The organism is Micromonospora phaseoli, from assembly GCF_900109115.1.
GTDB classification, from domain to species: domain Bacteria; phylum Actinomycetota; class Actinomycetes; order Mycobacteriales; family Micromonosporaceae; genus Micromonospora; species Micromonospora phaseoli.
The window spans coordinates 354,945-380,918 of the sequence record NZ_FNYV01000003.1; the positions used below are offsets into that span (position 1 = coordinate 354,945).

The window sequence follows — 25,974 nt, forward strand, 5'->3', positions numbered from 1 at the left end:
TCTGTTCGGAGATGTTCATTCATGTGAGCCGGGAAGGTGGCGGATGCTCGCGCAACAACGCCAGGCGGCGATCCTCGACCGGGTCCGCACGACCGGTGGCGTACGCGTCGGTGAGCTGGCCGCCGAGCACGGCGTCTCCGACATGACCATCCGACGCGACCTGGACCTGCTGCACGAACGCGGCCTGCTCGCGAAGGTACATGGTGGGGCCACCGTCGCCGGCGCCACCGACGAGCCCGGATTCCAGGCCAAGTCGGTGCGCCAGCAGGCCGAGAAGGCCGCCATCGCCGCCCGCGCCGCCCGGCTCGTCCGGCCCGGGGCCGCGATCGCGCTCTCCGCCGGCACCACCACCGCCGAGCTGGCCCGGCAACTCGTCGACGTGCCGGGCCTGACCGTGGTGACCAACTCGCTGCCGGTCGCCGACATCCTGCACGACCGGGGCCGCGACGACCAGACAGTCGTGCTGACCGGCGGGGTACGCACCCCCTCGGACGCCCTGGTCGGGCCGCTGGCCGTCGCGGCCGTCCGCGCCCTGCACCTGGACCTGCTCTTCCTCGGCGTGCACGGGATCACCGAACGGACCGGCTTCACCACACCGAACCTCATGGAGGCCGAGACGAACCGCGCTCTGGTGGCGGCGGCGGACCGCCTGGTGGTCCTCGCCGACCACACCAAGTGGGGCACGGTCGGCATCTCCGCGATCGCCCCGTTGACCGACGCGCACCTGCTGGTCACCGACGACCGGCTGCCGCCGCAGGCCCGCCGGCTGCTCACCGAGCGGGTCGGCGAGCTGGTCGTGGTGTCGATGGCCGGGCAGGGCACGCCGCGATGAGGCGTACCGAGATCACCCTGGCCGACGGCCGCGAGCTGGTCTACTTCGACGAGCGGGACGACGCCGTCCGGGACCAGCCGGACCGGCGTGAACTGCCTGCTCCCCCGCCCGCCTCCCAGCTGCGCCACGACCCGCTGACCGACGAGTGGGTGGCGCTCGCGGCGCACCGGCAGGCGCGGACCTTTCTCCCACCGGCCGACCAGTGTCCGCTCTGCCCCTCCACGGCGGAGCGGCTCAGCGAGATCCCGGCGCCGGAGTACGCCGTCGCGGTCTTCGAGAACCGGTTCCCGGCGCTGAGCGACCGGGTGGTCGACGAACCGGCCGAGATCACCCCGTTCACCGCCGTCCGGCCCGGACAGGGACGCTGCGAGGTGGTCTGCTTCACCGACGACCACCACGCCTCCTTCGCCGGGCTGCCGCCGCACCGGGTGCGCACCGTGCTCGACGCGCTGGCCGACCGGACCACGGTGCTCGGCGGACTGGCCGGCGTGGAGCAGGTGTTCTGCTTCGAGAACCGGGGCGTGGAGATCGGGGTGACCCTGCACCACCCGCACGGGCAGATCTACGCGTACCCGTTCCTCACCCCGCGTACCCGGTCGTTGCTGGGCGCGGCCCGCCGGCACGCCGCGCGTACCGGCGGCGGCAACCTCTACGCCGACGTGCTCGCCGCCGAACGTGCCGCCGGTGAGCGGGTGGTGGCGACCAACGAGCACTGGACGGCGTACGTGCCGGCCGCCGCCCGCTGGCCGTTCGAGGTGCACCTCGCGCCGCACCGACCGGTGCCCGACATTCCGGCGCTGACCGATGTCGAACGGGACGCCTTCGGCCCGCTCTACCTGGATCTCCTGCGCCGCTTCGACGGCCTGTTCGACACGCCCATGCCGTACATCGCCGCCTGGCACCAGGCCCCGGTACGCATCGACCGCGAGCTGGCGCATCTGCACCTGCAACTGTTCAGCGTCCGACGGGCGGCGGACAAGTTGAAGTACCTGGCCGGTTCGGAGTCGGCGATGGGAGTGTTCATCAACGACATCGCCCCGGAACGGGCGGCCGACCTACTGCGCGCGGTGTGACCGCGCCCCTTCGCCGGCTGGACGCAGGGCGCGGGGGGCCCGGGACAGGGCCCCCCGCAGGGAAGGGACGGCTGGCTGTGCACGACAGCCGGGAAGGCTGGCTGCTGGGCACGCGCGCCGCGCGGCGGCGACGGTCAACCTTCCAGGACGGGACTGGCATCTCGTCCACCCAGGTCAACGAGGCGCGCCGGGCGGGGTTACGTCATCCTGCGTGTCTCGGCGGGACACGCCGTCCCACCGCCGAAAATCCCCGCGTACCGGAGACAACCGCACCCGCCGGAGCTTGGGCCGGCGGGTGCGGTGGGTGCTGACGGGGCTCAGGCGAGGCGGCGCGCCAGGTTCTCGTCGAGCGCGTTCATGAACTCGTCGGTGGTCAGCCACGGGGCGTCCCGCGAGATGAGCAACGCCAGGTCCTTGGTCATCTGACCGCCCTCGACGGTGTCGACGATGACCTGCTCCAGCGTGTTGGCGAACTCGGTGACCGCCGGGGTGCTGTCCAGCTTGCCCCGGTGGGCCAGGCCCCGGGTCCAGGCGTAGATCGAGGCGATCGGGTTGGTCGAGGTCTTCTCGCCCTTCTGCCACTGCCGGTAGTGCCGGGTGACCGTGCCGTGGGCGGCCTCGGCCTCGACGGTACGACCGTCGGGGCTGAGCAGGACGGAGGTCATCAGGCCGAGCGAGCCGAAGCCCTGCGCGACGGTGTCGGACTGCACGTCACCGTCGTAGTTCTTGCACGCCCAGACGTAGCCGCCCTCCCACTTGAGCGCGGCAGCGACCATGTCGTCGATGAGCCGGTGCTCGTAGGTCAGACCGGCGGTCTCGAACTCCGCCTTGAACTCGTTCTCGAACACCTCGGCGAAGATGTCCTTGAACCGGCCGTCGTAGGCCTTGAGGATGGTGTTCTTGGTCGACAGGTAGACCGGGTAGCCGCGGTCCAGGCCGTAACGGAACGAGGCCCGGGCGAAGTCGCGGATCGACTCGTCGTAGTTGTACATGCCCATCGCGATGCCGCCACCGGTGAAGTTGGCGACCTCCATCTCGACCGGCTGCGAGCCGTCGGTCGGGGTGTAGGTGATGGTCACCGTGCCGGGGCCGGGGACGACGAAGTCGGTGGCCTTGTACTGGTCGCCGTGGGCGTGCCGGCCGATGATGATCGGCTTGGTCCAACCCGGTACGAGCCGCGGCACGTTGGACATGATGATCGGCTCACGGAAGACCACGCCGCCGAGGATGTTGCGGATGGTGCCGTTGGGCGACCGCCACATCTTCTTCAGGCCGAACTCCTCCACCCGGGCCTCGTCCGGGGTGATGGTGGCGCACTTGACGCCCACGCCGTGCTGCTTGATGGCGTTGGCGGCGTCGACAGTCACCTGGTCGTCGGTGGCGTCGCGGTGCTGGATCGACAGGTCGTAGTAGTGCAGGTCGACGTCGAGGTAGGGCAGGATCAACTGCTCCCGGATCTGCTTCCAGATGATCCGGGTCATCTCGTCGCCGTCGAGCTCCACGACCGGGTTGTTTACCTTGATCTTCGCCATCGGCCGGCGCTCCTCTCAGGGGACACATGCTCAAGCAGTACGAGCGTACTGGATCGGATCAGCTGACATCCTCCGGGCCGTGTACCCACTGCACCAGCTGAAGGATCACCCCGTTGGGGTCGGCGACCTGGAAGAAGCGCTCACCCCAGGGCTCGGTCTGGATCTCGGTCGCGATGGGCGCGCCGGCGGCCGTGAGCCGGGCGTACTCGGCGTCGATGTCGTCCACCACGAAGGCGACGATCACACCCTCGGCCCGCTGGGCCCGCAGGCGCTCGGGCTGGAGGCTTGCCAACCCGGTACGCAGGAAGATCAGGTTGAAGCCGACCCCGTCCCTGGCCAGCGAGACGAACCCGTCGGCCGCCATCTCCTCCCGGAAACCGAAGTGCTGCTGGGCGAAGGCGGCAGAGGCCGAGACGTCGTCGACGTTGAGTGAGATGGCCGATGCGGTGATCTGCACGTGCGCTCCCCGGAGTAGGACCTTTTACTTCGTACATTGTACAGTGTACTCCGTACGGCGATTAGACCTGCGAAGATCGGAGGGTGTCCCACCACCGCACCGGAGCCGGCGACCCGGCCCGCACCCTGCGACTGCTCTGGCGGCAGCCCGACGAGGGCCCCCGACGGGGCCCGCGCCAGGGCCGCTCGCTGGACGACATCGTGACGGCCGCGGTCGAGCTGGCGGACACCGAAGGGTTGGACGCGGTCACCATGCGGGCGGTCGCCCAGGCCGTCGGCGTGGCGCCGATGACCCTCTACACGTACGTACCGGGCAAGGCCGAGCTACTCGACCTGATGCTGGACGCAAGCTACGCACGGATGCCCAGACCGGACCGGGACGGCGATCCGTGGCGCGCGCGGGTGGCGGCGCTCGCCCGGGACAACCGGGACCTCTTCACCGCCCACCCGTGGGCCGCCGAGGTCGGCACCGGCCGGCCACCACTGGGGCCGGGACTGATGGCCAAGTACGAGTACGAGCTACGCGCCTTCGACGGCACCGGCCTGGACGACGTGACCCGCGACGCCGCGTTGACCTACGTCCTCGACTTCGTCCGGGCCGCCGCCCGCTCGGCGGCCGAGGCCCGGTCCGCTCAACAGGAGAGCGCCTGGACCGACGAACAGTGGTGGACGGCGAACGCCCCTCTGCTGGCTCAGGTTCTCGACGAGCGGCGCTTCCCGACCGCCGTCCGGGTCGGCGCGGCGGCGGGAGCGGCACAGAACGCCGCGTATGACCCCGATCAGGCGTACGAGTTCGGCCTGGCCCGGGTCCTCGACGGCCTGGACGCCCTGATCACCGGCGCCCCTCCGAATTGATCAAGAGGTTTGCGTCTCGGATCGGCTTTCCCGAGACGCAAACCTCTTGATCAACTCAGGTCACTCCGCTTACATGGCGGCGACGTCGGCCTGCTTGGCGCGGACGGCCTCGGCGGCGGCCTTCAGACTGGTCAGCTCGTCGGCGTCCAGGTCGGTCTCGACCACCCGCTTGACGCCCTCGGCACCGATCGAGGCCTCCACGCCCAGGTAGACGCCGGAGATGCCGTACTCGCCGTCGACCCAGGCGCAGACCGGCATGACCTCGCCGGAGTCCTCCGCGACGGCCTTGGCCATCCGGGCGGCGGCGGCCGACGGGGCGTAGTACGCCGACCCGGTCTTGAGCAGCGCGACGACCTCGGCGCCACCGTTGCGGGTCTTGACGACCAACTCCTCGATCTGCTCGGCCGGCATGGCGTCGCGCAGCGGCTTGCCGTCGACGGTGCTCTTCGACGGCACCGGAACCATGGTGTCGCCGTGCGAACCGAGAGTCAGCGTGCGTACCGACTTCACCGGTACGTTCAGCGCCTCGGCCACGAAGTTGGTGAACCGGGCGGTGTCCAGCATGCCGGCCTGGCCGAGCACCCGGTTGCGCGGGAACTGGGTGGCGAGCTGGGCCAACGCGGTCATCTCGTCGAGCGGGTTGGAGACCACGATGACGACGGCGTTCGGGGCGTACTTGGCGACGTTCTCCGAGACCTGACGGACGATCTTGGCGTTGGTCTCCAACAGGTCCATCCGGCTCATGCCCGGCTTACGCGGCAGACCGGCGGTGATGACGACGACGTCCGAGCCCTCGATGCCCTCGTAGCCCTCGCCGTTCGGGCCGGTCGTGATGCCGACCACCTTGGTCTCGAAACCCTCAACGGCCCGCGACTGGTTGAGGTCCAGGGCGAGACCGGCCGGCTTGCCCTCCACGATGTCGGTGATCACGACGGTGTCGAAGATGTCGTACTCGGCCAGGCGCTGTGCGGTGGTGGAGCCGTAGAAACCGGCGCCGACGACAGTGACCTTCTTACCCATGGTCGTCCCACTCCCTGATACCAGTCGGTTTTTTGGACGGTATCAGCCATCCTGGCACCGATCGGGCCAGGGGCGGATGGTTATGACCAGCCGGAGTGGCCTGCCTCACCGCGCGTCAGCCGCGTTCGGCCCGCTCGACGACGTTGGTGAGCAGCATGGCGCGGGTCATCGGGCCGACCCCGCCGGGCATCGGCACCAGCTTGCCGGCCACCTCGGCGACCTCCGGCTCCACATCGCCGGTGTAACGGCCCTTGCCGTCCGGCCCGATGACCCGGGTGATGCCCACGTCGACCACGACCGCACCGGGAGTGATCATGTCCGCGGTGAGCAGGCCGGGCACGCCGGCCGCGACGATGACGATGTCGGCGGCCCGGGTGTGCGAGCTGAGGTCAAGGGTGCCGGTGTGACAGAGAGTCACCGTGGCGTTCTCACTGCGCCGGGTGAGCAGCAGACCCAACGGGCGGCCGACCGTGTTGCCGCGGCCCACCACGGCGACGTTGGCCCCGCGCAGCGGCACGTCGTGCCGGCGGAGCAGCTCGACGACGCCCCGGGGGGTGCATGGCAACGGCGCGTCGTACCCGAGCACCAGCCGGCCCAGGTTGACCGGGTGCAGACCGTCGGCGTCCTTCTCCGGGTCGATCAGCTCCAACACCCGCTGCGTGTTCAGGTGGGCCGGCAGCGGCAGCTGGACGATGTAGCCGTGGCACGCGGGGTCTGCGTTGAGTTCGGCGAGGGTCGCCTCCACCTGCTCCTGGGTGGCGTCCGCCGGTAGCTCCCGGCGGATCGAGGCGATGCCGACCTCGGCGCAGTCGCGGTGCTTGCCGTTCACGTACGCCTGGGAGCCGGGATCGGCACCGACGAGCACCGTGCCGAGCCCTGGCACGGTGCCCCGTTCCGCCAGCGCCTTCACCCGCACCCGCAGCTCGTCCTTGATCTCGGCCGCGGTCGCCTTGCCGTCCAGAAGCGTCGCCGTCACGACCAGATCGTCTCACGTCCGGTGTCGTCGGCTGTGCCGACCTGGACGGCCGGCCACCCTCGACCACTGAACTACTTTCCGTTACGTGTCGTTCTTCACTTTGAGTGACGGCCTGTGGAGCCCGACACAGCAGTTCCGGACGGCGAGGCACGAAGGCCCACAATCCGACGATCGTGAGCATCCGCCCGACGGGAGGCCAGCCTGCACCGGAACCGGCCCAACAGTCCCATATTTTCCCACGTGAGACGGCAAATCCTCAGGAGGGCGTAGCACGGGCCCAGCAGGCCGACAAGGCGGGGGCCCACGTTCCGTTACACCTTCGCAACCGCTACGTTGCCGAGTTGCGGCATACGACCTACCGTTGCCGATCGTTGCGCAGCGTCACCCAATGCCGGGCCTGACTGCGCAGCGTAGTGGAGATGAGGAGGCTAGATGCGTGTTCGTAGGCTTGCCGCCTGGACCGCCCTCCCGCTCGCGGTGACCCTGGGCCTGGCGGCCTGCGGCTCGGGCGGCGACGGTGGATCCGGCGAGAGCGACCCCAACGCGGCCGTGCGGATCGAGATCGCCGAGCCGCAGCACCTGGTGCCGACCAACACCAACGAGACCAGCGGTTCCCAGGTGCTCGCCGCCCTGTTCAGCCCGCTTGTCGACTACGACGAGGCGCACAAGCCGTACGAGGTTGCGGCCGAGTCGATCACGTCCGAGGACAACACCACCTGGACGATCAAGCTCAAGGACGGCTACACGTTCCACAACGGCGAGGACGTCACCGCCGACAGCTACATCGACGCCTGGAACTACGGCGCGTACGCCCCGAACGGGCAGAACTCCAGCTACTTCTTCGAGAAGATCGCCGGATACGACGACCTGCAGGGTGAGAGCCCGAAGGCCGAGACGCTCAGCGGACTGAAGAAGGTCGACGACCAGACCTTCGCGGTCACGCTGTCGCAGCCGTACAGCGAGTTCAAGGCCATGCTCGGCTACACCGCCTTCTACCCGCTGCCCGAGGCCGCCTTCTCCGCTCCCGGCGAGTTGGCCGAGGGCTTCGAGCAGGCGCCGATCGGTCAGGGCCCGTTCAAGATGAAGGGCACCTGGCAGCACGACGCCAAGGTCGAGGTCGAGCGGTACGACGCCTTCCCCGGCGAACGGCCGAAGGTGGCCGGCGTCGAGTTCCGGATCTACCAGCAGCTGACCGCCGCGTACGCGGACGTGCTGTCGGACAACCTCGACGTGATCAAGACCATCCCGACCGAGAACCTCTCGACGGCCGAGACCGACCTGGGCGACCGGTTCCTGCAGAGCCCCGCGTCGTCACTGCACTTCCTGGCCTTCCCCACCTTCCAGGAGGAGTTCAGCAACCCGGACGTGCGCAAGGCCATCTCGATGGCGATCGACCGGGACGAGATCACCACGTCGATCTTCAAGGACTCGCAGCAGCCGGCCCGTTCGTTCGTCTCGCCGGCCGTCGCCGGCTACCGGGAGAACACCGTCGGCGCCCCGGGTGAGTTCGACCCGGCCAAGGCCAAGGCGCTCTACCAGGCCGCGGGCGGCCCGTCGAAGATCACCCTGTCCTACAACGGCGACGGTGGCCACAAGGACTGGATCGACGCCACCTGCAACCAGCTCAAGGCCAACCTGGGCGTGGACTGCGTCGGCAACGCCGAGCCGAAGTTCGCCGACCTGTTGACCAAGGTCAAGGCCAAGCAGCCGGTCGGGCTGTTCCGGATGGGCTGGATCATGGACTACCCGTCCATGGAGAACTACCTGGGCCCGCTGTACAGCACCAACGGTTCGTCGAACTACTACGGCTACAGCAACCCGGACTTCGACCGTCTGCTCGCCGAGGGCGCCAGCGCCCCCAGCGAGGAGGAGGCGATCAAGAAGTACCAGGAGGCCGAGGACCTGCTGGCGGAGGACCTGCCGGTGGTGCCGCTGCGGTTCGGCCAGAACAACTTCGGCCACTCCACGAAGGTCCAGAACGTCGAGATGGACCTCTTCGACCGGATCGACCTGATCAAGATCGAGGCCGTCAAGTAACACCCACGCAGGCGGGTCGGGTCATCGCAAGGTGACCCGACCCGCCACGCGGTTCGCCCCTTTTCAGAGAGACTGCCTAGTATGTTCCGCTTCATCGTGCGGCGTCTGCTCCAGATGGTCCTGGCCTTCTTCGGGACCACGCTGATCGTCTACGCCCTGATGTTCGCCGGCCAGGGCGACCCGATCCAGGCCCTCGCGGGTGAGCGTCCGGTCACCGCCGCACAGCGGGCGTACCTCACCGAGAAGTACCACCTCGACGCCACCGGGGTCGGCGGCTTCTTCTACCGGTACTTCGACTACATCTCCAACCTGCTCCGAGGCGACCTGGGTGAGTCGCTCACCGGGCGTTCGATCGGCGACATCCTCGCCGCCGCCTGGCCCGTCACGATCAAGCTGGCGCTGATCGCCATCGCGGTCGCCGTCATCTTCGGTGTCACCGCCGGTGTGCTCGCCGGCATCCGGCGGGGCAGCATCTTCGACAACGCCACCCTGCTACTGACCCTGCTGGTGCTCGGTATCCCGACCATCGTGCTCGCCCCCCTCGCGCAGTACTTCCTCGGCGTCAAGTGGCAGGTCTTCCCGCCCACCGCCGGCGCGGACCCCGGCTTCGGGGCGCTGCTGCTGCCGGGCATCGTGCTCGGCTCGCTCTCCCTGGCCACCGCGCTGCGGCTGACCCGCACCTCGGTGGCCGAGAACCTGCGCGCCGACTACGTGCGTACCGCCCGGTCGAAGGGCTTGCCGAGCCGCCGGGTGGTCAGCGTGCACGTACTGCGCAACTCGCTCATCCCGGTGATCACCTTCCTCGGCGTCGAGGTGGGCAACCTGATGAGCGGGGCGATCATCACCGAGGGCGTGTTCAACATCCCCGGCGTCGGCTTCAACCTCTTCCGCGGCATCCGCACCGAGGACGGCCCACTGGTGGTGGGCATCGTCAGCGTGCTCGTCGTGGTGTACCTCGTCGCCAACCTGGTGGTCGACATCCTGTACGCCGTACTCGACCCGAGGATCCGCTATGAGTGAGCACAGCGAGGTGGCGGAATGAGCGAGCGTAGCGAGCGAATCATCCGGCTCAGTGCGAATGTGCCTCGTGACGGCAGGCAGCGAAGCGGAGCGGCGTCATGAGCGACTTCGAGACGGTGGCGGCCAGCGAGAACCAGGCCGCCCGGCGGGGTCCCTCCGGTGAACCGGGCACGCCGAACCAGGTGGGTCAGCCCCGCAAACCACGCAGCCTGACCGGCGACGCCTGGCGCGACCTGCGCCGCAAGCCGATCTTCTGGATCAGCCTGATCCTGGTGCTGCTGGTGACCGCGATGGCCGCCGTGCCGGGCCTGTTCACCAGCAACAACCCGACCGACTGCGCGCTGTCCCGACAGCACGCCGCGCCGTCCGGCGGGGCCATCTTCGGGTACGACTTCCAGGGCTGCGACACGTACGCCCGAGCGGTCTACGGCGCTCGCGCCTCGCTGCTGGTGGGCGCCCTCTCCGCGCTGCTCACCGGCGCGATCGCGTTGCTCGTGGGGATGCTCGCCGGCTACTTCGGCGGCTGGGTCGACGCGGTGCTGTCCCGGGTCATCGACGTCGTGCTCGGCATCCCACTGCTGCTGGCCGCGATCGTCCTGCTCAAGCGGGTCGGCAGCGACAGCGCCACGGTCCGCGTCGGCGCCGTCATCTTCGTGCTCGCGGTGCTCGGCTGGACGACGGCCGCCCGGGTGGTCCGCTCCTCGGTGATCACCGCCCGCGAGCAGGACTACGTGGCCGCGGCCCGGATGCTGGGTGCCGGCGACGGGCGCATCATGTGGCGGCACATCCTGCCGAACGCGCTGGCCCCGGCGATCGTCGTGCTGACCATCGCGCTCGGCTCGTTCATCGCCGCCGAGGCGACACTGTCGTTCCTCGGTATCGGCCTGCAGGAGCCGACCATCTCGTGGGGCATCGACATCAACAACGGTCGGGTGCACATGCGCGAGTCGGCGACCCCGTTGGTGGTGCCGTCGGCGTTCCTGGCGCTGACCGTGCTGGCCTTCATCATGCTCGGCGACGCGATCCGCGACGCCTTCGACCCGAAGCTCCGGTGAGCCACCTATGAGCCAGAACGCCGTCCGGCCGACACCGGCCTCACCCACCCCGCCCGGCGGGCACCTGCTGGAGGTACGCGACCTGCACGTCGAGTTCCGCACGAGCGAGGGCGTGGCCAGGGTCATCAACGGAGTCAGCTACCACCTGGACCCGGGCGAGACGCTGGCCGTGTTGGGCGAGTCCGGCTCCGGCAAGTCCGTCACCGCCCAGGCCGTCATGGGCATCCTGGACACCCCACCGGCACACATCAGCTCCGGTGCGATCCTCTACTCCGGTCAGGACCTGCTGACCCTGCCGGAGGCGCAGCGCCGGCAGGTGCGGGGCAAGGAGATCGCCATGATCTTCCAGGACGCACTCTCCGCGCTGAACCCGGTCTTCCCGGTCGGTTGGCAGATCGGCGAGACGCTGCGCCAGCGACTCGGGATGTCCCGTGCCGACGCCCGCCGCCGTTCGGTGGAGCTGATGGACCTGGTACAGATCCCGGCCGCGGCGAAGCGTCTCGGCGACCACCCGCACCAGTTCTCCGGCGGCATGCGTCAGCGGGTGATGATCGCGATGGCCCTGGCGATGGAGCCGAAGGTGCTCATCGCCGACGAGCCGACCACCGCCCTCGACGTCACCGTGCAGGCCCAGATCATGGACCTCCTCGCCGACCTGCGGCGGGACCTGGACATGGCCATGATCCTGATCACCCACGACCTCGGCGTGGTCGCCGACGTGGCGGACCGCATCGCCGTCATGTACGCGGGCCGGATCGTCGAGCACGCCGACGTCCGATCGCTGTACCGGGCACCCGCCCACCCGTACACCAAGGGGTTGCTGAACTCGATCCCGCGCCTGGACCAGCGCGGCGGCAAGCTCGCCACGATCCGCGGCCTGCCGCCCAACCTGATGCGCATCCCGAGCGGCTGCCCCTTCCACCCCCGGTGCCCGTACGCGCAGCAGGTCTGCGTCGACGTGGTGCCGCACGACCTGGTCCTGGGCGACGGCCGGACCAGCGCGTGCCACTTCGCGCAGGAGGTACGTGATGACCGCGCCAGCTAGCCCCACCAAGGTGCGCGGCGAGACGATCCTCGACGTCAACCACCTGGTCAAGCACTTCCCGATCACCCAGGGTGTGCTGTTCCAGAAGAAGGTCGGCGCGGTCAAGGCCGTCGACGGGGTCAGCTTCGAGCTGCGCCGGGGCGAGACGCTGGGCATCGTCGGCGAGTCGGGCTGCGGGAAGTCCACCCTCGCCCGACTGCTGATGCGGCTGGAGAAGCCCACCGCCGGGCGGGCCACCCTGGCCGGGCGGGACCTGTTCGCCGCCTCCGGCGGCGAACTACGTCGGATCCGGCGCAACATGCAGATGGTGATGCAGGATCCGTACACCTCGTTGAACCCGCGAATGACCGTCGGCGACATCATCGGCGAACCGTTCGAGATCCATCCCGAGGCGGCACCGAAGGGCAGCCGCCAGCGCCAGGTCCAGGAGCTGCTCGACGTCGTCGGACTGAACCCGGAGCACATCAACCGCTACCCGCACCAGTTCTCCGGCGGCCAGCGGCAGCGCATCGGCATCGCCCGGGCGCTGGCACTGCGGCCCGAGGTGATCGTCTGCGACGAGCCGGTCTCCGCGCTCGACGTCTCCATCCAGGCCCAGGTGATCAACCTGCTGGAGCAGCTTCAGGAGGAGTTCGGCCTCTCGTACATCTTCATCGCCCACGACCTGTCGGTGGTCCGGCACATCGCCGACCGGGTCGCGGTCATGTACCTGGGCCGGATCGTGGAGATCGGCACCGAGGACCAGATCTACGAGCGGGCCACCCACCCGTACACCCAGGCGCTGCTCTCGGCGGCGCCGGTGCCGGACCCGGAGGCCCGGGGACATCGCAGCGTCATCCGGCTCAGCGGCGACGTGCCGAGCCCGGCGGACCCGCCGAGCGGCTGCCACTTCCGGACCAGGTGCTGGAAGGCCCAGGAGATCTGCGCCACCCAGGACCCGCAGGCCGTACTACGCGCCGCCGACCCGCACCCGTCGGCCTGCCACTTCGCCGAGCTACTCCCGGGACGCTGAGAACGGATTTCCTCCTCAGTGGACTCTGCCGCACCGATTTCTGCATAGAAGAAGCACCCGATGACGGATGTCGTGCCCCTGCCCACTCACTAGGGTCAGTGCCGTGACGCAGGTGGCGCTACGGCCAACGACGGGCCCCACGGTCGGGGTCGCCGCGACGAACAGCCGGATCACCGTACGGTATGTGCAGGCCACCGTCGCGGTCGCCGCCCTCGGCACCGCCTGGTGCGTCGCGAACTTCACGGTCGGCGCCGGCACCGAGGCGCTCGCGTACACCTTCGTTCCCGTCGGTGGGGTCCTCGCCGCCGGGTCCGTCGTACACCTGCTCCGCCGCGCCGACCTCGACCCGGTCACCCGACGCTTCTGGCGTGCGCTCCTCGTCGCGGCGGTCACCATCACGATCGGGTACGGCTGGCTGGCGCTGGACATGCTGACGCACGCCGCCGAGGCCCGTACGCGAAGCATGCCGTTGCCGGCCGCGGCCTGCGTGGCGATCGGATTCGTCGTCGCCATCTGGGCGGTGGCCCGGGTGCCCGTCGTCGCGGCCGGCGGTGTCGAGCGGTGGCGCCTCCTGCTCGACCGCATGATCGCGTTCCTCGGCTGCGCGGCCCTGCTCTGCTACGTCGGGCTGGCCCCGATGCTGACCGCCGACGAGCCGTGGAGCCCGCAGGCGATGGCGCTGGTCGGGCTCGCGTTCCTGGTCGCGGTCGGCGCCGCGACCAAGGTGTCCTTCATCGCTGGTGGCCCGGTGGATCGCGTCGCCCTACGATTCGTCGCGGCCAGCGGCGGCGTCACCGCCGGCATCGTCGCCGTGCTCGCGGTCCGGTACGGGTACGTCGCCGCCATCCCGTCCCAGGCGATCGTGATGCCGCTGACCCCGGTGTTCTGCACCCTCGGCGTCACGGCGCAGTGGCGGGCCGGACTCGGTATCCGGCGCGATCAGGCCCGCAACGGCATGCTCCTGCCGTACCTGGCCGTGGTGGCGGTCGACGTGCCGCTGCTCGCGGTCGCGTTCGGCGCCCCCCTGACCTGGCCGGTCCGGGTGGTCCTGATCGCCGCCGTGGTGGTGACCGCGCTGGTCAGCGCCCGGCAGTTCATCGCCTACCGGGAGAACGCCCGGCTGCTGCGGGAAACCCGTCTCCAGGAGGAGCGCCTCCAGTACGAGGTCAGCCACGACGGCCTCACCGGGCTGGCCAACCGGGTGCTCTTCCGGGACCGGCTCGCGTCCGCGCTCACCGCGACGACACCCGCGTCGGTGCTCCTGGTCGACCTGGACGACTTCAAGACCGTCAACGACCTGCTCGGGCACGGCGTCGGTGACCGGCTGCTCGTCTCGGTCGCCCAACTGCTGCGCGCCGAGGTCGGCGACGACGGCCTGCCGGTACGGGTCGCCGGTGACGAGTTCGCCGTCCTGCTCACCGGCGCGGACGCCGACCCCGAGGAGCTGGCCGGCCGGCTGCTGGCCGCGCTCGACCACCCGATCAGCCAGCACCGCCTGCTGGTGCAGGCCAGCATCGGCATCGCCGACGCCGCGCCCGGGGCCACCGTCGACTCGGTGCTGCGGGACGCCGACGTCGCCATGTACACGGCCAAACAGCGCGGAAAGGCGAGCTTCGTACGCTACGTGGACGGCATGGGTGAGCCGGTGCTGGCACACATGCAGCTCGGCGGCGAGCTGCGGCGGGCCCTGGACCACAACGAACTGCGGGTCGTCTACCAGCCGATCCTGCGGCTCGACGACAACCGGTTGGTCGGGGTCGAGGCGCTGGTCCGTTGGCACCACCCGACCCGCGGCGTCGTCGGCCCGGCCGAGTTCATCCCGGCCGCCGAGCGGACCGGTCTGATCGTGCCGCTGGGCCGGTTCGTGCTGCGCGAGACGTGCCGCCAGGCGGCGGCGTGGTCACGGGAGTTCGGGCCGGACGCACTCCGGGAGGTGGGACTGAACGTCTCCGCGCGGCAACTGCACGACCCCGACTTCGTCTCCGACGTGACGGCCGCGCTCGCCGAGAGCGGGCTTGGCTGCGAGCGGCTGGTGCTGGAGGTGACCGAGTCCGCGGTACTACGCGGCCAGCAGGTCTCGCGGACCCTCTTCGAACTCGACCGGATGGGGATCCGCCTCTCGCTGGACGACTTCGGCACCGGCGAATCGTCGCTGAGCCTGCTGCGGGCCTTCCCCGCCGCGATCGTGAAGCTCGACAAGTCCTTCGTCGACGGAATCGAGATCGACGACGGCCAGGCTGCGGCGGCCGACGCCCGGCAGGCGGTGGCCCGCGCGGTGATCCAACTCGCCGACGCGCTCGGCCTGGAGACCGTCGCCGAAGGCGTCGAGAGCGCCGAGCAGGTCGCCGTGCTCCGCGACCTCGGCTACACCCGTGGCCAGGGCTATCACCTGGCCCGGCCGATGACCGCCGAAGGCATCTCCTGCCTGCTGGCCCGCCAGCGGACCGTGGCAACCGTCCCACCGGCGACCTGAACGGGAAGCCGCCGGCGATACCGCACTAGTGGAAGAAGTGGCGAGTGCCGGTGAGGTACATGGTGACCCCGGCCTGCTTGCAGGCGGCGATCACCTCCTCGTCGCGGATCGAGCCGCCGGGCTGCACGATCGCCCGGATCCCCGCGTCGAGGAGGATCTGCGGGCCGTCGGCGAACGGGAAGAACGCGTCCGAGGCGGCGACCGCGCCGCGCGCCCGGTCGGCGCCCGCGCGGCTGACCGCCAGCCGGGCCGAGTCGACCCGGTTGACCTGCCCCATCCCGACCCCGACGGTCGCACCGTCGTGGGCCAGCAGGATCGCGTTGCTCTTCACCGCGCGCACCGCCCGCCAGGCGAAGACCAGGTCGGCGAAGGTCTCGGCGTCGGCGGCCTCGCCGGTGGTCAGCCGCCAACTGGCTGGATCGTCGCCCTCGGCGTCGATCGCGTCGCGCAACTGCACCAGTACGCCGCCGGTGATCTGCCGCCACTCGGCCGGCCGCGGGCGGAACTCCGGCGCGCGCAGCAGCCGGATGTTCTTCTTGGCCTGGAGCACCTCGGCGGCCCCCGGCTCGTACCCGGGCGCCACCACGACCTCGGTGAAGATCTCGGCGATCTGCCCGGCCAGCTCGACCGAGACCGGCCGGTTCACCGCGATGACCCCACCGAAGGCGGAGACCGGATCGCAGGCGTGCGCCTTACGGTGCGCCTGCGCCACGTCCGCGCCGACCGCGATACCGCACGGGTTGGCGTGCTTGATGATGGCCACCGCCGGCCGGTCGGCGAAGTCGTTGGCGGCCCGCCAGGCGGCGTCCGCGTCGACGTAGTTGTTGTAGGACATCTCCTTGCCGTGCAGCTGCTCCGCCTGGGCCAGCCCGGCGTGGCCGGCCGGGTCGGCGTAGAGGGCGGCGGCCTGGTGCGGGTTCTCGCCGTAGCGCAGCACCGCCTGGCGACGCAGCGCCAGCCCGGCGAAGTCGGGCCAGCCGTCGGCCGGCGGAGCGAGGCTGGCGGCGAACCACTCGGCGACCGCCACGTCGTACTCGGCGATGTCGGCGAAGGCACGGGCGGCCAGCGCCTGACGCTGGGCCAGGGTGAAGCCGCCGGCGTCGAGCGCGGCCAGCAGCACCGGGTACGCCGCCGGGTCGGTCACCACCGCCACCGAGGCGTGGTTCTTGGCCGCGGCCCGCACCATCGCCGGCCCACCGATGTCGATCTGTTCCACGCACTCGTCCTGGCTGGCGCCGGAGGCGACGGTGGCCTGGAACGGGTACAGGTTGGACACCAGCAGGTCGACCCCGGTGATGCCGTGCTCGTTCAGCTGGGCGGCGTGCTCGTCCTTGCGCAGGTCGGCGAGGAGCCCACCGTGGATCTTGGGGTGCAGGGTCTTCACCCGGCCGTCGAGGATCTCCGGGAAGCCCGTCACCTGCTCGACGGCGGTCACCGGCACGCCCGCACCGGCGATCGTCGACGCGGTGCTGCCGGTGGAGACGATCTCCACACCGGCGGCGTGCAGCGCGCGAGCGAGTTCGGCCAGGCCGGTCTTGTCGTAGACGCTGACCAGCGCCCGCCGGATCGGGCGGCGTCCGTCCTGCATGGAACTCACTCCAACCGTGACCTTTCTACCGGTGATCGTCCAACCTTCACGGACCAGTCGACCCACCTGCTCGACGAGCTGCTGCCGCTCGGCTTCCTTGATTCGCTCGGTGAGCGTGTCGACGTCGTCGTCGGCGTGCACGGGTACCGCCACCTGCGCGACGATCGGCCCGGTGTCCATGCCGGCGTCGACGAAGAAGAGGGTCGCGCCGGTCACCTTCACCCCGTAGTCGAGGGCGTCGCGCGGGCCGTGGATGCCGGGGAAGGCCGGCAGCAGCGTGTTGTGCGTGTTGAGGTAGCGGTCGCCGAAGGCGGCGAGGAACCGCGCGCCGACCAGCTTCAGGAACCCGGCGGAGATGACCAGGTCCGGCTGGTGTTCGGCGACCCGAGCGGTGAGCGCAGCGTCCCACCGCGCCCGGTCGGGGTGATCCTGGACCCGCTCGACGAAGGTCGGCACACCCGCGGCAGCGGCCCGGTCCAGGCCGACGATCCCGTCCCGGTCCGCGCCGACCGCGACCACCCGTGCGCCGTACGCGGGGTCGGCGGTCGCGTCCAGCAGGGCCTGCAGGTTGCTCCCGGAGCCGGAGACGAGGACGACGATGCGGGCGGGCTCGGTCACCGGCACACCCTATCCGGCCGCTGACCGGCGCCCAGCCGCTGGGCGGCACGCCGCTCGAGGCCAGCCTCACTGGCGCCGACCGGGTACGCTGCCGGTCGCTTGGGACCGGCGCATGCCCGGCCCGCACCCGTCAGCGAACATACGTGAGGAGCACGTCATCATGCAGCCCGGATACCCGTCCCAGCCGCCCCAGCCCGTCGACAACAACATGACAATGTCGATCGTCGCGATCTTCCTGTTCTGGCCACTGGCGATCCCCGCGATCATCAATGCCTCGAAGGTCAACCCGCTGCTCCAGCAGGGTGACCACGCCGGTGCCCAGGCCGCGGCGGCGGAGTCGAAGAAGTGGTCCAAGTGGGCCCTCATCGTCGGCATCGCCTGGATCGCGATCGTCCTGGTGTGCTGCGTGGGCGGCAGCCTGCTCGGCGCGATGACCGGCAACAACGCCAGCGGTTACTGAGCCGGATGCAACCCGGTAACCCCGGTCAGGACCCGTACGGCCAGCAGCCGCCGTACGGGGACCCGACGTCGTCGCCTCCGGACAATCCGTACGCCCCGCCGGGGACGAACCCGTACGCCCCGCCGCCGGCCAACCCGTACGGTCCGCCGGCCGACCCCTATGCGCCGCCGGCCGATCCGTACGGCCAGCAACCGCCGGACGCTGCGCCGCCGGCCTCTCCGGCGCCCTACGACCCGTACGCTCCGCCGGCGGGTCAGCCGCCGACCTCCGGCCAGCCCGCATACGGCCAGCCGGGCTACGGCCAGCCGGGCTACGGCCAGCCGGGGTATGGGCAGCCGGGGTATGGGCAGCCGGGCTACGGCCAGCCGGGGTACGGGCAGCCCGCGTATGGGCAGCCCGCGGCGGGCCAGCCGTACGGCCAGTCCTACCCCGACCCGTACGGCACGCCGCAGCCGTACGGTGGGGCGCCGATGTACCCGCACGCGGGCTTCACCGGCATGCCGGGACAGCAGAACACCCTCGGCCTGGTGGCGATGATCCTCGGCATCGCGTCGATCCCACTGAGCTGCTGCTACCTCGGTATCCCGCTGGGGTTGGCCGCGGTCGTGACCGGCTGGCTGGGCAAGCAGAAGGCCAACCAGGGTCTGGCCGGCAACTCCGGGCAGGCGCTCGCGGGCATCATCTGTGGCGCGGTCGGCCTGTTGTTCGGCCTGCTCCAGATCGTGCTGCTGGCGGTGAACTTCACCGTGCCGATGCAGCCCTGAACGGGATCAGGTCGAGGGGCGCTCCGGTGTACCGGGGCGCCCCTCGGCGTAGGAACGATGCCGGTAACGGCGGGTCTCACCCGGCTCGCCGATTGAGCAGGCGGGTGGCGACGGCACCGAGCAGGGCACCACCACCGGTGACCAGGGTCGCGGCGAGCGCGACCTGCCAGCCGACCGGTCCCACCTCCGCCAGCCGACCAGCGCCCAGCGGCCCGCCGGAAGCCTCCGCGGCGGCACCCAGCACCAGACCGGCCACCGGACCGGCGAGCGCGGCCGGGCCGAGCAGCCGCCCCCAGGGCAGCGGTGCCCGCTCGGCGACGGACGTCCGCAGCAACCGGCGGGCCAGCAGCCAGCCGGTTGCCATTCCCACCAGGACGGGGAGCGCGAGGACGGCGGCCGCGTCGAGCCCGTCGACCGGTCCGCCGGGCAGGCCGGCGAACAACGGCAGGGCCGGTAGCGCGCCGACGGAGACCTCGCTGGTGCGTACCGCCGTGTCGGTGCCCACGGCGAAGCCGGGGCCGAGCAGATAACTGGCCGACCACACGGTCGCGTTGGGCGCGTAGGCCAGGCTGACCAGAGTGATCCCGGCCTGTCCGGCCACCCCGGTGCGGTAGGCGCCGATCAGGTCCGCGGCGTCACCGCCACCGGTCGCCACGGCAAGCCCTGCCACCGCCGCCCCGGCGCCGAGCAGCACCAGCCCGGCCACCAGGCCGGCGCGGACGCCCTCGCGCACCGGCACCGGCACCTGCCCGGTGAAGACCTCCGCCACCCCGGTCGTCCGGGCGGCTCCGACCCCGGCGCAGAGCGTGCCGATCAGCGCGAGCGTCAGCCCGGCACGCACCGGCGACACACCCGGACCGCCGGCACCGACCAGCACCGCGGCGAGCGCTCCCAGCAGCCCGTACGCCACGCCGACCGCCGCTGCGGCGGCGGCCGTGCGCCCCGGTGACCGGCCACCGCGGGAACCGATGGCGCGGCTGGCGTGCACCCCCGCCCGGGTGAGTCGCCACCCGGCCAGCGCGGTGACCGCGAGCGGCGCCAGGCCCAGCGGCCCGGTCTCCGTGGCCAGCGGCACCCCGTGCCCGAGCAGCCATCCGGCAGCTCCGGCCCGCACGGCGCCGAGCAGGCTGGCGGCACCGCCGCTGAGTTGCAGCAGCCAGAGCACCAACGTCACGGGCAGCCAGGAGGTGAGTGCCGCCCCGGCGGCGGCGACCAGCGCGGCGACCGCGAGCGGCGCATGGCTGCGGCCCGGAGGCGACGCTCGTGGAGCCGGCACCCGGCGCGGGGGGCCGGCACGGCCGGGCGGCCGGCCGCCGGCTCCACGGGCGTCGGTGGCCCGGCGAGGCTGGTCAGGGGTGACAAAGGACATCGGCTCTACTCTGGCATGCCGGACCCGCCTCGGCTGCCCGACACCACCCCACCTCCGGCGGAGAGTTCGCCCGATCCGCCCTGTGGGGCACTGGCCTCATCTAGCCTCGGGCTCAGTGGCCGTGACCGACGTCGCGGCAGCAAGCGACCGGAGGAGAGCCGTGAACGCTCCGTATCCACCGCCCCCACCGCCGCCCGCCGGCCGGGACCGCACCACCCTCTGGGGGGTGCTGGGCATCGTGACCGGCGTGCTCTGCTGCGGCATCCTCGGCATCGTCTTCGGCTGGCTGTCGGTCCGCGACGCGAAGCGGTACCGGCAGTCGCCGGTGTTGGGCTACGTGGCCATCGCCCTGGGTGTGCTCAACATCGTCGTCAGCCTGATCCTGCAGGCGACCGGGAACTACCCGTTCTGGAACCGCTGAGGGGCCGACCAACCGGTCGGCCCCTCAGCGGTGTCAGCGCTCCGCTCAACCGGCGGACATGATCTCGCGCATCAGCTTGGCGGTCTCGGTCGGCGTCTTGCCGACCTTGACGCCGACCGCCTCCAGCGCCGCCTTCTTCGCGTCGGCGGTGCCCGCCGAGCCGGAGATGATCGCACCGGCGTGCCCCATGGTCTTGCCCGGGGGCGCGGTGAAGCCGGCGATGTAGCCGACGACCGGCTTGGTGACGTTGGCCTTGATGAACTCGGCCGCCCGCTCCTCCGCGTCACCGCCGATCTCGCCGATCATGACGATGGCGTCGGTGTCCGGGTCGGCCTCGAAGGCCGCCAGCGCGTCGATGTGGGTCGTTCCGATGATCGGGTCGCCACCGATGCCGACACAGGTCGAGAAGCCGATGTCGCGCAGCTCGTACATCATCTGGTAGGTCAGCGTGCCGCTCTTGCTGACCAGGCCGATCCGGCCGGTGCCGGTGATGTCGGCCGGGATGATGCCGGCGTTCGAGGCACCGGGCGAGGCGATGCCGGGGCAGTTCGGGCCGATGACCCGGGTCCGCTCGCCCTTCGCCACGTTGTAGGCCCAGAAGGCGGCGGTGTCGTGCACCGGCACCCCCTCGGTGATCACCACGGCCAGCGGGATCTCGGCGTCGATCGCCTCGATGACCGCGCCCTTGGTGAACTGCGGCGGCACGAAGATGACGGTGACATCCGCGCCGGTGTCCTTCATCGCGTCCGCGACGCTGGCGAAGACCGGCAGTTCGGTGCCGTCGAAGTCGACGGTGGTACCCGCCTTGCGCGGGTTGACGCCGCCCACCACATTCGTGCCGGCGGCGAGCATCCGCCGGGTGTGCTTGGAACCCTCGGAACCGGTCATCCCCTGCACGATGACCTTCGAGTCCTTGGTCAGCCAGATAGCCATTGTCAGACCCCCGCAGCCGCCAGCTCGGCGGCCCGCTCGGCCGCGCCGTCCATGGTGTCGACCCGCTCGATCAGCGGGTTGTTCGCCCCGTCGAGGATCGCCCGACCGGCCTCGGCGTTGTTGCCGTCGAGGCGCACGACGAGCGGCTTGGTGACCCGCTCGCCCCGCTCCTCGAGCAGGCCCAACGCCTGCACGATGCCGTTGGCCACCGCGTCGCAGGCGGTGATGCCGCCGAAGACGTTGACGAAGACGCTCTTGACCGACGGGTCGGAGAGCACGATCTCCAGGCCGTTGGCCATCACCGCGGCGCTCGCGCCGCCGCCGATGTCGAGGAAGTTGGCCGGCTTGACGTTGCCGTGCCGCTCGCCGGCGTAGGCGACCACGTCGAGCGTGGACATCACCAGACCCGCGCCGTTGCCGATGATGCCGACCTCGCCGTCGAGCTTGACGTAGTTGAGGTCCTTCTCCTTGGCGGCCTGCTCCAGCGGGTCCACGGTCGCCTGGTCGACCAGGGCCTCGTGGTCGGGGTGCCGGAAGCCGGCATTCTCGTCCAGCGAGACCTTGGCGTCCAGCAGCAGCAGCTTGCCGTCCTTGGTCTTGGCCAGCGGGTTCACCTCGACCAGCGTGGCGTCCTCGGCGACGAACGCCCGCCACAGGCCCACGGCCACCTCGACGACCTGGTCGGCGACGTCGGCCGGGAAGCCGGCCGCCTCGACGATCTCCCGCGCCTTGGCCTCGTCCACGCCCTTGACGGCGTCGATCGGAGCCTTGACGACCTTCTCCGGGGTCTCGGCGGCGACCTGCTCGATGTCCATGCCGCCGGCCACGCTGGCGATGCAGAGGAAGGTGCGGTTCGCCCGGTCGAGCAGGTACGAGAAGTAGTACTCGTCGGCCACGTCCGCGGTCACCGTGATCATGACCTTGTGGACCGTGTGGCCCTTGATGTCCAGGCCGAGGATGTCGGTGGCGCGGGCCACCGTCTCCTCCGCGCCCTCGGCCAGCTTGACGCCGCCCGCCTTGCCTCGTCCGCCGACCTTCACCTGCGCCTTGACGACCACCCGGCCGCCGAGGCGTTCGGCTATCGCGCGGGCCTCCTCCGGGGTCGTTGCGACGCCGCCGGCGAGCACGGGAAGTCCGTGCCGCTCGAACAGGTCCCGCCCCTGGTACTCGTACAGGTCCACGATTGCGCGTCCCGTCCCGTCTCTGCGGCGCACCGTCGCGCCGCCACCAGCGTATGGAAAGAAAACAGTGCGATGCCTGACATCAGTTGAAGTTGACGCAGGCCGTTCGAAGCCTTGCCAACCGGACCGCTCGGCGGTGCGTACCGCTGCCGGCCTCGCGATCTCCTCCGACCGCAAGGAGAGGTTGGAAAGGATTCACTGGGCGCAGCCTAGCGATGTCGGCACGGCCGGCAACCGAGCGGGTGCGCGGTGTGCGGTAATGCACAGCCGCAGGCGACGCTGCGTCACCGGTGCCGCACCACGGGGCTGCGGACGGCGGGCCGTCACCCGTTCGGGCGATCTTGCCGGGCCGGCAGCGGATCTCGGCGGTCGCGCGTAACCCCGCTGGAAGGGCGTCGTTGAGTGAGGTGTCGGAGCGCTGGAAAGCGCGAAGACGGAACGGCCGATGCCCTGTCGGTCGAGGGGTGGCGGCGGGGCATCGTGCATAGAGGGGCCGGACGTGTGAGGGGTGCGTCCGGCCCCTCCCCCTGCGCTCAGCTCACCGGCTGGGCGACGTTGCTCCGTACCCACTCCACGATGGACTGGGTGGTCGCGCCGGGGGTGAAGATCTTCGCCACTCCGAGTTGCTCCAGCTCGGGCAGGTCGGCGTCCGGAATGATGCCGCCGCCGAACACGACGATGTCCCGGGCGTCCCGCTCGTCGAGCAGTTCGAGGACCCGGCGGAACAGCGTCATGTGCGCTCCGGAGAGCACCGAGAGGCCCACGGCGTCGGCGTCCTCCTGGATCGCGGTCTCCACGATCTGCTCCGGGGTCTGGTGCAGCCCGGTGTAGATGACCTCCATGCCGGCGTCCCGGAGGGCACGCGCCACCACCTTGGCGCCACGGTCGTGGCCGTCCAGGCCCGGTTTGGCGACGACGACCCGAACACGAGAGCTCATCTGGGCATCCCTTTCACCGGCTCCGCGGCACTTACCTGAACGAACGGTAACCCGGCCGGCCGGCGCCGGGGAACGGGGGCCGGCATGGAGCCCATGATCACGCCGATATCCGGACGGACCAGGACGGCCCGGCGGCCCGGTATCGCCGCTCAGCACAGCGGCATGGCGAACCAGCGGGCGGGAGTCACCGACGGAACGCGCCGCCATCGCAACCTCACGCAGAGGCACGACCGACGCGGGCCACGTCAAGCGGGACGACTCCGCCGATCGGTCACGGTGTGCGACGAAAGGATGATACCGAGGACGCCCCTCCAGCACCCCAAGCCGTGACAATCTCGGACGGAAATGGACAGAACATCGCAGGCAATTCGGCGCTCCGGCTTGTGACAGGACTGACGGTTGGCTACCGTGTCCACGGTTGTCATCAGGTCTACGGACGGGTGACGACGCGGTCAGCCGACACAGGGTCACCAGATCCGAACGACGGTTGAGTGCTTCGGAACCCCGACAACGGAGGGTGTGCGTGCGCCAGCGCCTGTCGTCTGAGCCCGATCGATATCGCGGTCGTCGCCGCGTACCCACCCCCCCACGTAGCCGCTACGCCGCGGTCGTCACCACCGCCTTCGTCGGTGCCGGTGTGGTGGCCCTCGGCGCCAACGCCATGCCGGACGCGAAGAGCGTCAACCCCTCGGTGCTCGACGAGCTGAAGCAGGCGTCGATCAGCAGCCAGGGCGTGGCGGAACGCGCCGACGCGGCCGAGCGCCCCTCCCGTGACAGCCGCACCGGCCCGGAGACCGCCACCGACTCCGGGGTCTGGCTGCTGCCCCTGCAGGGCTACGACTTCAAATCCCCGTACGGGATGCGTTGGGGCAAGCTGCACACCGGCATCGACCTGGTCGCCCCGGAGGGCACTCCCTACGTCGCCATCCACGAGGGCACGGTCACCAAGGCCGGCTGGTTCGGCGGCTACGGCTACGCGGTCATCGTCACGCACGTGGACGGCAGCGAGGCCATCTACGGCCACTCCTCCGCGCTGAGCGTGCGCGAGGGCCAGCAGGTCAAGGCCGGCGATCAGCTCGGCCTGGTCGGCAACACCGGCCACTCCTACGGCTCCCACCTGCACCTGGAGATCCATGTCAAGGGGTCACCGCTCGACCCGGTGCCGTGGCTGCAGGAGCGCGGAGTGGACATCAAGCTGCAAGTCGAGGCAATCTACAGCGAGGTAGCTGCGTCCTGACGCCGCGTAACGCCCGTTGACCGCCCGGATCGTCGGATCCGGGCGGTTTTCTTTGCCGCCACGATGACGCAAGTGTCCCAGCTCACAGCAGGAACTGTACCCGGCGCCACAGGCAGCGGGATCCACCGCTCTGGGCACTCGGCCACAGGCGCGGACAGAACCGGACAGCGTGCCGGCCGCCGTCACCGGCCGACCAAGACCCCGGTACCCGTACCGACCCGGATCGACACCAGGATTTCGAGGTCATGTGCCACTCGAACCAGTGAGGTCCGCCGTGCAGGACGACAACCCCACCCCGAACCGCAAGACCCCCCACGCCCCGGCCCGGCACCGGCGCCGCCTCGGTTGGCGCGCCCGCTACCTGGTCGTCGGTGCGGTCACCCTGGTCGGCCTCGGCGTCGGTGGTGCCGTCGCAACCACCCGCGACGGCGGCCCGACCCCGAGCCCGGTCTCCGTTGATGCGCAGGCCCGGGCCGAGGCCGCCGCCCGCGCCGACCGCTCCGGGCGCGAACCGGTCACCCCCGCGGCCACGGACAGCCCGGCACCGACCCCGTCGGCGAGCCCGACCGCGAGCCCGACCGCGAAGCCCAGCCCGCGGGCCACCAAAGCGACCAAGGCCACCACGGCGACCCGGAAGCCGGCCAAGAGCACGCCGCCGAAGGCGTCCTGGGTCCTCCCGATGGCGGGAGCCTCCATCACGTCCTGCTACGGACCGCGCTGGGGCACTCTGCACGCCGGCATCGACTTCGCGCTGCCCGCCGGCACCCCCGTCCGGGCCGCGTTCGGCGGCACCGTGACGAAGGCCGGTGACGTCGGTGACGGGTACGGCATCTCCGTCTTCATCGACCACGGGAACGGCTACCTCACCCACTACGCCCACCTGAGCACCGCCAGGGTGGGTGTGGGCGAGAAGGTCAGCACCGGGCAGACCATCGGCCTGGAGGGGTCCACGGGCGACTCCACCGGCCCGCACCTGCACTTCGAGGTGCATCAGGGTCAGATGTGGAACCAGATCGACCCGGTGCCGTTCCTGCGCGCCCGGGGCATCGACGTGGGCTGCTGAGCCGCCGACCGACGGG

Annotated in this window: 23 protein-coding genes and 1 pseudogene; 14 read left to right on the top strand and 10 right to left on the bottom strand. The window is 70.7% G+C overall.

Going from position 1 to position 25,974, the window contains the following annotated elements; all coding sequences use genetic code 11:
- Positions 1 to 43: 43 nt before the first annotated feature.
- A complete protein-coding gene (locus tag BMY89_RS09900; RefSeq protein WP_092378341.1) occupies positions 44 to 832 on the top strand; it encodes a DeoR/GlpR family DNA-binding transcription regulator in 789 nt (262 codons plus the stop codon).
- A complete protein-coding gene (gene galT / locus BMY89_RS09905) occupies positions 829 to 1,905 on the top strand; it encodes a galactose-1-phosphate uridylyltransferase (protein WP_092378343.1) in 1,077 nt (358 codons plus the stop codon). Before BMY89_RS09900 ends, galT begins: the two co-directional genes overlap by 4 nt.
- A 317-nt stretch (positions 1,906 to 2,222) precedes the next feature.
- Here galT and BMY89_RS09910 read toward each other — a convergent pair whose 3' ends face one another.
- Both BMY89_RS09910 and BMY89_RS09915 read right to left on the bottom strand, forming a co-directional pair.
- Positions 2,223 to 3,437, bottom strand: a complete 1,215-nt coding sequence (locus BMY89_RS09910) for an NADP-dependent isocitrate dehydrogenase (RefSeq protein ID WP_092378345.1) — start codon at positions 3,435 to 3,437, stop codon at positions 2,223 to 2,225.
- 58 nt (positions 3,438 to 3,495) lie between these two features.
- A complete protein-coding gene (locus BMY89_RS09915) occupies positions 3,496 to 3,894 on the bottom strand; it encodes a VOC family protein (RefSeq protein WP_092378348.1) in 399 nt (132 codons plus the stop codon).
- Between the two features lie 83 nt (positions 3,895 to 3,977).
- On the opposite strand from BMY89_RS09915, the gene BMY89_RS09920 reads away from it, so the two are divergent.
- Entirely contained in the window at positions 3,978 to 4,748 is a 771-nt protein-coding gene (locus tag BMY89_RS09920) for a TetR/AcrR family transcriptional regulator (protein ID WP_092378351.1), read from the top strand.
- A gap of 69 nt (positions 4,749 to 4,817) precedes the next feature.
- On the opposite strand, the gene BMY89_RS09925 is transcribed toward BMY89_RS09920, so the two are convergent.
- Together BMY89_RS09925 and BMY89_RS09930 are read right to left on the bottom strand one after the other, a co-directional pair.
- On the bottom strand, positions 4,818 to 5,768 hold the full coding sequence (locus BMY89_RS09925; protein WP_092378354.1) for a malate dehydrogenase: 951 nt from the start codon (positions 5,766 to 5,768) through the stop codon (positions 4,818 to 4,820).
- Between the two features lie 115 nt (positions 5,769 to 5,883).
- Positions 5,884 to 6,744 (bottom strand): bifunctional methylenetetrahydrofolate dehydrogenase/methenyltetrahydrofolate cyclohydrolase, encoded by an 861-nt coding sequence (locus BMY89_RS09930; protein ID WP_092378357.1) that lies wholly within the window; start codon positions 6,742 to 6,744, stop codon positions 5,884 to 5,886.
- 432 nt (positions 6,745 to 7,176) lie between these two features.
- On the opposite strand from BMY89_RS09930, the gene BMY89_RS09935 reads away from it, so the two are divergent.
- From BMY89_RS09935 to BMY89_RS09960, 6 genes are all read left to right on the top strand, one after another.
- Positions 7,177 to 8,781 carry a peptide ABC transporter substrate-binding protein gene (locus tag BMY89_RS09935; protein WP_092378361.1) on the top strand — a complete coding sequence of 535 codons (1,605 nt, stop codon included), beginning with the start codon at positions 7,177 to 7,179 and terminating at the stop codon, positions 8,779 to 8,781.
- Positions 8,782 to 8,862: 81 nt separating this feature from the next.
- Positions 8,863 to 9,801, top strand: a complete 939-nt coding sequence (locus BMY89_RS09940; RefSeq protein ID WP_092378364.1) for an ABC transporter permease — start codon at positions 8,863 to 8,865, stop codon at positions 9,799 to 9,801.
- A gap of 98 nt (positions 9,802 to 9,899) precedes the next feature.
- Positions 9,900 to 10,856: an ABC transporter permease gene (locus tag BMY89_RS09945; RefSeq protein ID WP_092378367.1), complete on the top strand. Its 957-nt coding sequence runs from the start codon at positions 9,900 to 9,902 to the stop codon at positions 10,854 to 10,856.
- A gap of 7 nt (positions 10,857 to 10,863) precedes the next feature.
- On the top strand, positions 10,864 to 11,901 hold the full coding sequence (locus tag BMY89_RS09950; protein WP_092378368.1) for an ABC transporter ATP-binding protein: 1,038 nt from the start codon (positions 10,864 to 10,866) through the stop codon (positions 11,899 to 11,901).
- Positions 11,885 to 12,913: an ABC transporter ATP-binding protein gene (locus BMY89_RS09955; protein ID WP_092378370.1), complete on the top strand. Its 1,029-nt coding sequence runs from the start codon at positions 11,885 to 11,887 to the stop codon at positions 12,911 to 12,913. The genes BMY89_RS09950 and BMY89_RS09955 overlap by 17 nt, the downstream gene beginning before the upstream one ends.
- Positions 12,914 to 13,016: 103 nt before the next feature.
- A complete protein-coding gene (locus BMY89_RS09960) occupies positions 13,017 to 15,386 on the top strand; it encodes a putative bifunctional diguanylate cyclase/phosphodiesterase (protein WP_232521164.1) in 2,370 nt (789 codons plus the stop codon).
- A gap of 25 nt (positions 15,387 to 15,411) precedes the next feature.
- On the opposite strand, the gene purH is transcribed toward BMY89_RS09960, so the two are convergent.
- Positions 15,412 to 16,983 (bottom strand): bifunctional phosphoribosylaminoimidazolecarboxamide formyltransferase/IMP cyclohydrolase, encoded by a 1,572-nt coding sequence (purH, locus tag BMY89_RS09965; RefSeq protein WP_198413992.1) that lies wholly within the window; start codon positions 16,981 to 16,983, stop codon positions 15,412 to 15,414.
- 3 nt (positions 16,984 to 16,986) lie between these two features.
- Positions 16,987 to 17,592, bottom strand: a pseudogene (gene purN / locus BMY89_RS30695) (phosphoribosylglycinamide formyltransferase); the annotation flags it as partial.
- A 160-nt stretch (positions 17,593 to 17,752) separates the two neighbouring features.
- Here purN and BMY89_RS09970 point away from each other — a divergent pair.
- Positions 17,753 to 18,052, top strand: coding sequence for a CD225/dispanin family protein (locus tag BMY89_RS09970; RefSeq protein WP_092379234.1), 300 nt, complete (start codon positions 17,753 to 17,755; stop codon positions 18,050 to 18,052).
- Between the two features lie 5 nt (positions 18,053 to 18,057).
- On the top strand, positions 18,058 to 18,816 hold the full coding sequence (locus BMY89_RS09975) for a DUF4190 domain-containing protein (RefSeq protein WP_092378378.1): 759 nt from the start codon (positions 18,058 to 18,060) through the stop codon (positions 18,814 to 18,816).
- A 76-nt stretch (positions 18,817 to 18,892) separates the two neighbouring features.
- On the opposite strand, the gene BMY89_RS09980 is transcribed toward BMY89_RS09975, so the two are convergent.
- A complete protein-coding gene (locus tag BMY89_RS09980; RefSeq protein ID WP_092378379.1) occupies positions 18,893 to 20,185 on the bottom strand; it encodes a cell division protein PerM in 1,293 nt (430 codons plus the stop codon).
- Positions 20,186 to 20,345: 160 nt separating this feature from the next.
- On the opposite strand from BMY89_RS09980, the gene BMY89_RS09985 reads away from it, so the two are divergent.
- A complete protein-coding gene (locus BMY89_RS09985; RefSeq protein ID WP_092378380.1) occupies positions 20,346 to 20,606 on the top strand; it encodes a hypothetical protein in 261 nt (86 codons plus the stop codon).
- Positions 20,607 to 20,651: 45 nt separating this feature from the next.
- Here BMY89_RS09985 and sucD read toward each other — a convergent pair whose 3' ends face one another.
- The 3 genes from sucD to BMY89_RS10000 all read right to left on the bottom strand — a co-directional run bounded on the left by sucD (position 20,652) and on the right by BMY89_RS10000 (position 23,658).
- Positions 20,652 to 21,539, bottom strand: coding sequence for a succinate--CoA ligase subunit alpha (gene sucD / locus BMY89_RS09990; RefSeq protein ID WP_092378383.1), 888 nt, complete (start codon positions 21,537 to 21,539; stop codon positions 20,652 to 20,654).
- Between the two features lie 2 nt (positions 21,540 to 21,541).
- Entirely contained in the window at positions 21,542 to 22,720 is a 1,179-nt protein-coding gene (sucC, locus tag BMY89_RS09995; protein ID WP_092378386.1) for an ADP-forming succinate--CoA ligase subunit beta, read from the bottom strand.
- A gap of 533 nt (positions 22,721 to 23,253) precedes the next feature.
- Positions 23,254 to 23,658 carry a coenzyme B12-dependent isobutyryl CoA mutase small subunit gene (locus tag BMY89_RS10000; RefSeq protein ID WP_092378389.1) on the bottom strand — a complete coding sequence of 135 codons (405 nt, stop codon included), beginning with the start codon at positions 23,656 to 23,658 and terminating at the stop codon, positions 23,254 to 23,256.
- 523 nt (positions 23,659 to 24,181) lie between these two features.
- On the opposite strand from BMY89_RS10000, the gene BMY89_RS10005 reads away from it, so the two are divergent.
- A complete protein-coding gene (locus BMY89_RS10005; RefSeq protein ID WP_092379237.1) occupies positions 24,182 to 24,895 on the top strand; it encodes a M23 family metallopeptidase in 714 nt (237 codons plus the stop codon).
- Positions 24,896 to 25,169: 274 nt separating this feature from the next.
- Complete coding sequence (locus BMY89_RS10010) at positions 25,170 to 25,958, top strand: M23 family metallopeptidase (protein WP_175510335.1); 789 nt, start codon at positions 25,170 to 25,172, stop codon at positions 25,956 to 25,958.
- The last annotated feature ends 16 nt before the right edge of the window (positions 25,959 to 25,974 follow it).

What these genes read in the sequence shown, in the direction of transcription:
- BMY89_RS09900 (WP_092378341.1), top strand. Translation starts at nt 44, where the DNA reads ATGCTCGCGCAACAACGCCAGGCGGCGATCCTCGACCGGGTCCGCACG.
- sucD (WP_092378383.1), bottom strand. Translation starts at nt 21,539, where the DNA reads ATGGCTATCTGGCTGACCAAGGACTCGAAGGTCATCGTGCAGGGGATG.
- BMY89_RS09950 (WP_092378368.1), top strand. Translation starts at nt 10,864, where the DNA reads ATGAGCCAGAACGCCGTCCGGCCGACACCGGCCTCACCCACCCCGCCC.
- BMY89_RS09925 (WP_092378354.1), bottom strand. Translation starts at nt 5,768, where the DNA reads ATGGGTAAGAAGGTCACTGTCGTCGGCGCCGGTTTCTACGGCTCCACC.
- BMY89_RS10000 (WP_092378389.1), bottom strand. Translation starts at nt 23,658, where the DNA reads ATGAGCTCTCGTGTTCGGGTCGTCGTCGCCAAACCGGGCCTGGACGGC.
- BMY89_RS09970 (WP_092379234.1), top strand. Translation starts at nt 17,753, where the DNA reads ATGCAGCCCGGATACCCGTCCCAGCCGCCCCAGCCCGTCGACAACAAC.
- BMY89_RS09945 (WP_092378367.1), top strand. Translation starts at nt 9,900, where the DNA reads ATGAGCGACTTCGAGACGGTGGCGGCCAGCGAGAACCAGGCCGCCCGG.
- BMY89_RS09955 (WP_092378370.1), top strand. Translation starts at nt 11,885, where the DNA reads ATGACCGCGCCAGCTAGCCCCACCAAGGTGCGCGGCGAGACGATCCTC.
- BMY89_RS09910 (WP_092378345.1), bottom strand. Translation starts at nt 3,437, where the DNA reads ATGGCGAAGATCAAGGTAAACAACCCGGTCGTGGAGCTCGACGGCGAC.
- galT (WP_092378343.1), top strand. Translation starts at nt 829, where the DNA reads ATGAGGCGTACCGAGATCACCCTGGCCGACGGCCGCGAGCTGGTCTAC.
- BMY89_RS09935 (WP_092378361.1), top strand. Translation starts at nt 7,177, where the DNA reads ATGCGTGTTCGTAGGCTTGCCGCCTGGACCGCCCTCCCGCTCGCGGTG.
- BMY89_RS09940 (WP_092378364.1), top strand. Translation starts at nt 8,863, where the DNA reads ATGTTCCGCTTCATCGTGCGGCGTCTGCTCCAGATGGTCCTGGCCTTC.
- BMY89_RS09980 (WP_092378379.1), bottom strand. Translation starts at nt 20,185, where the DNA reads ATGTCCTTTGTCACCCCTGACCAGCCTCGCCGGGCCACCGACGCCCGT.
- BMY89_RS09975 (WP_092378378.1), top strand. Translation starts at nt 18,058, where the DNA reads ATGCAACCCGGTAACCCCGGTCAGGACCCGTACGGCCAGCAGCCGCCG.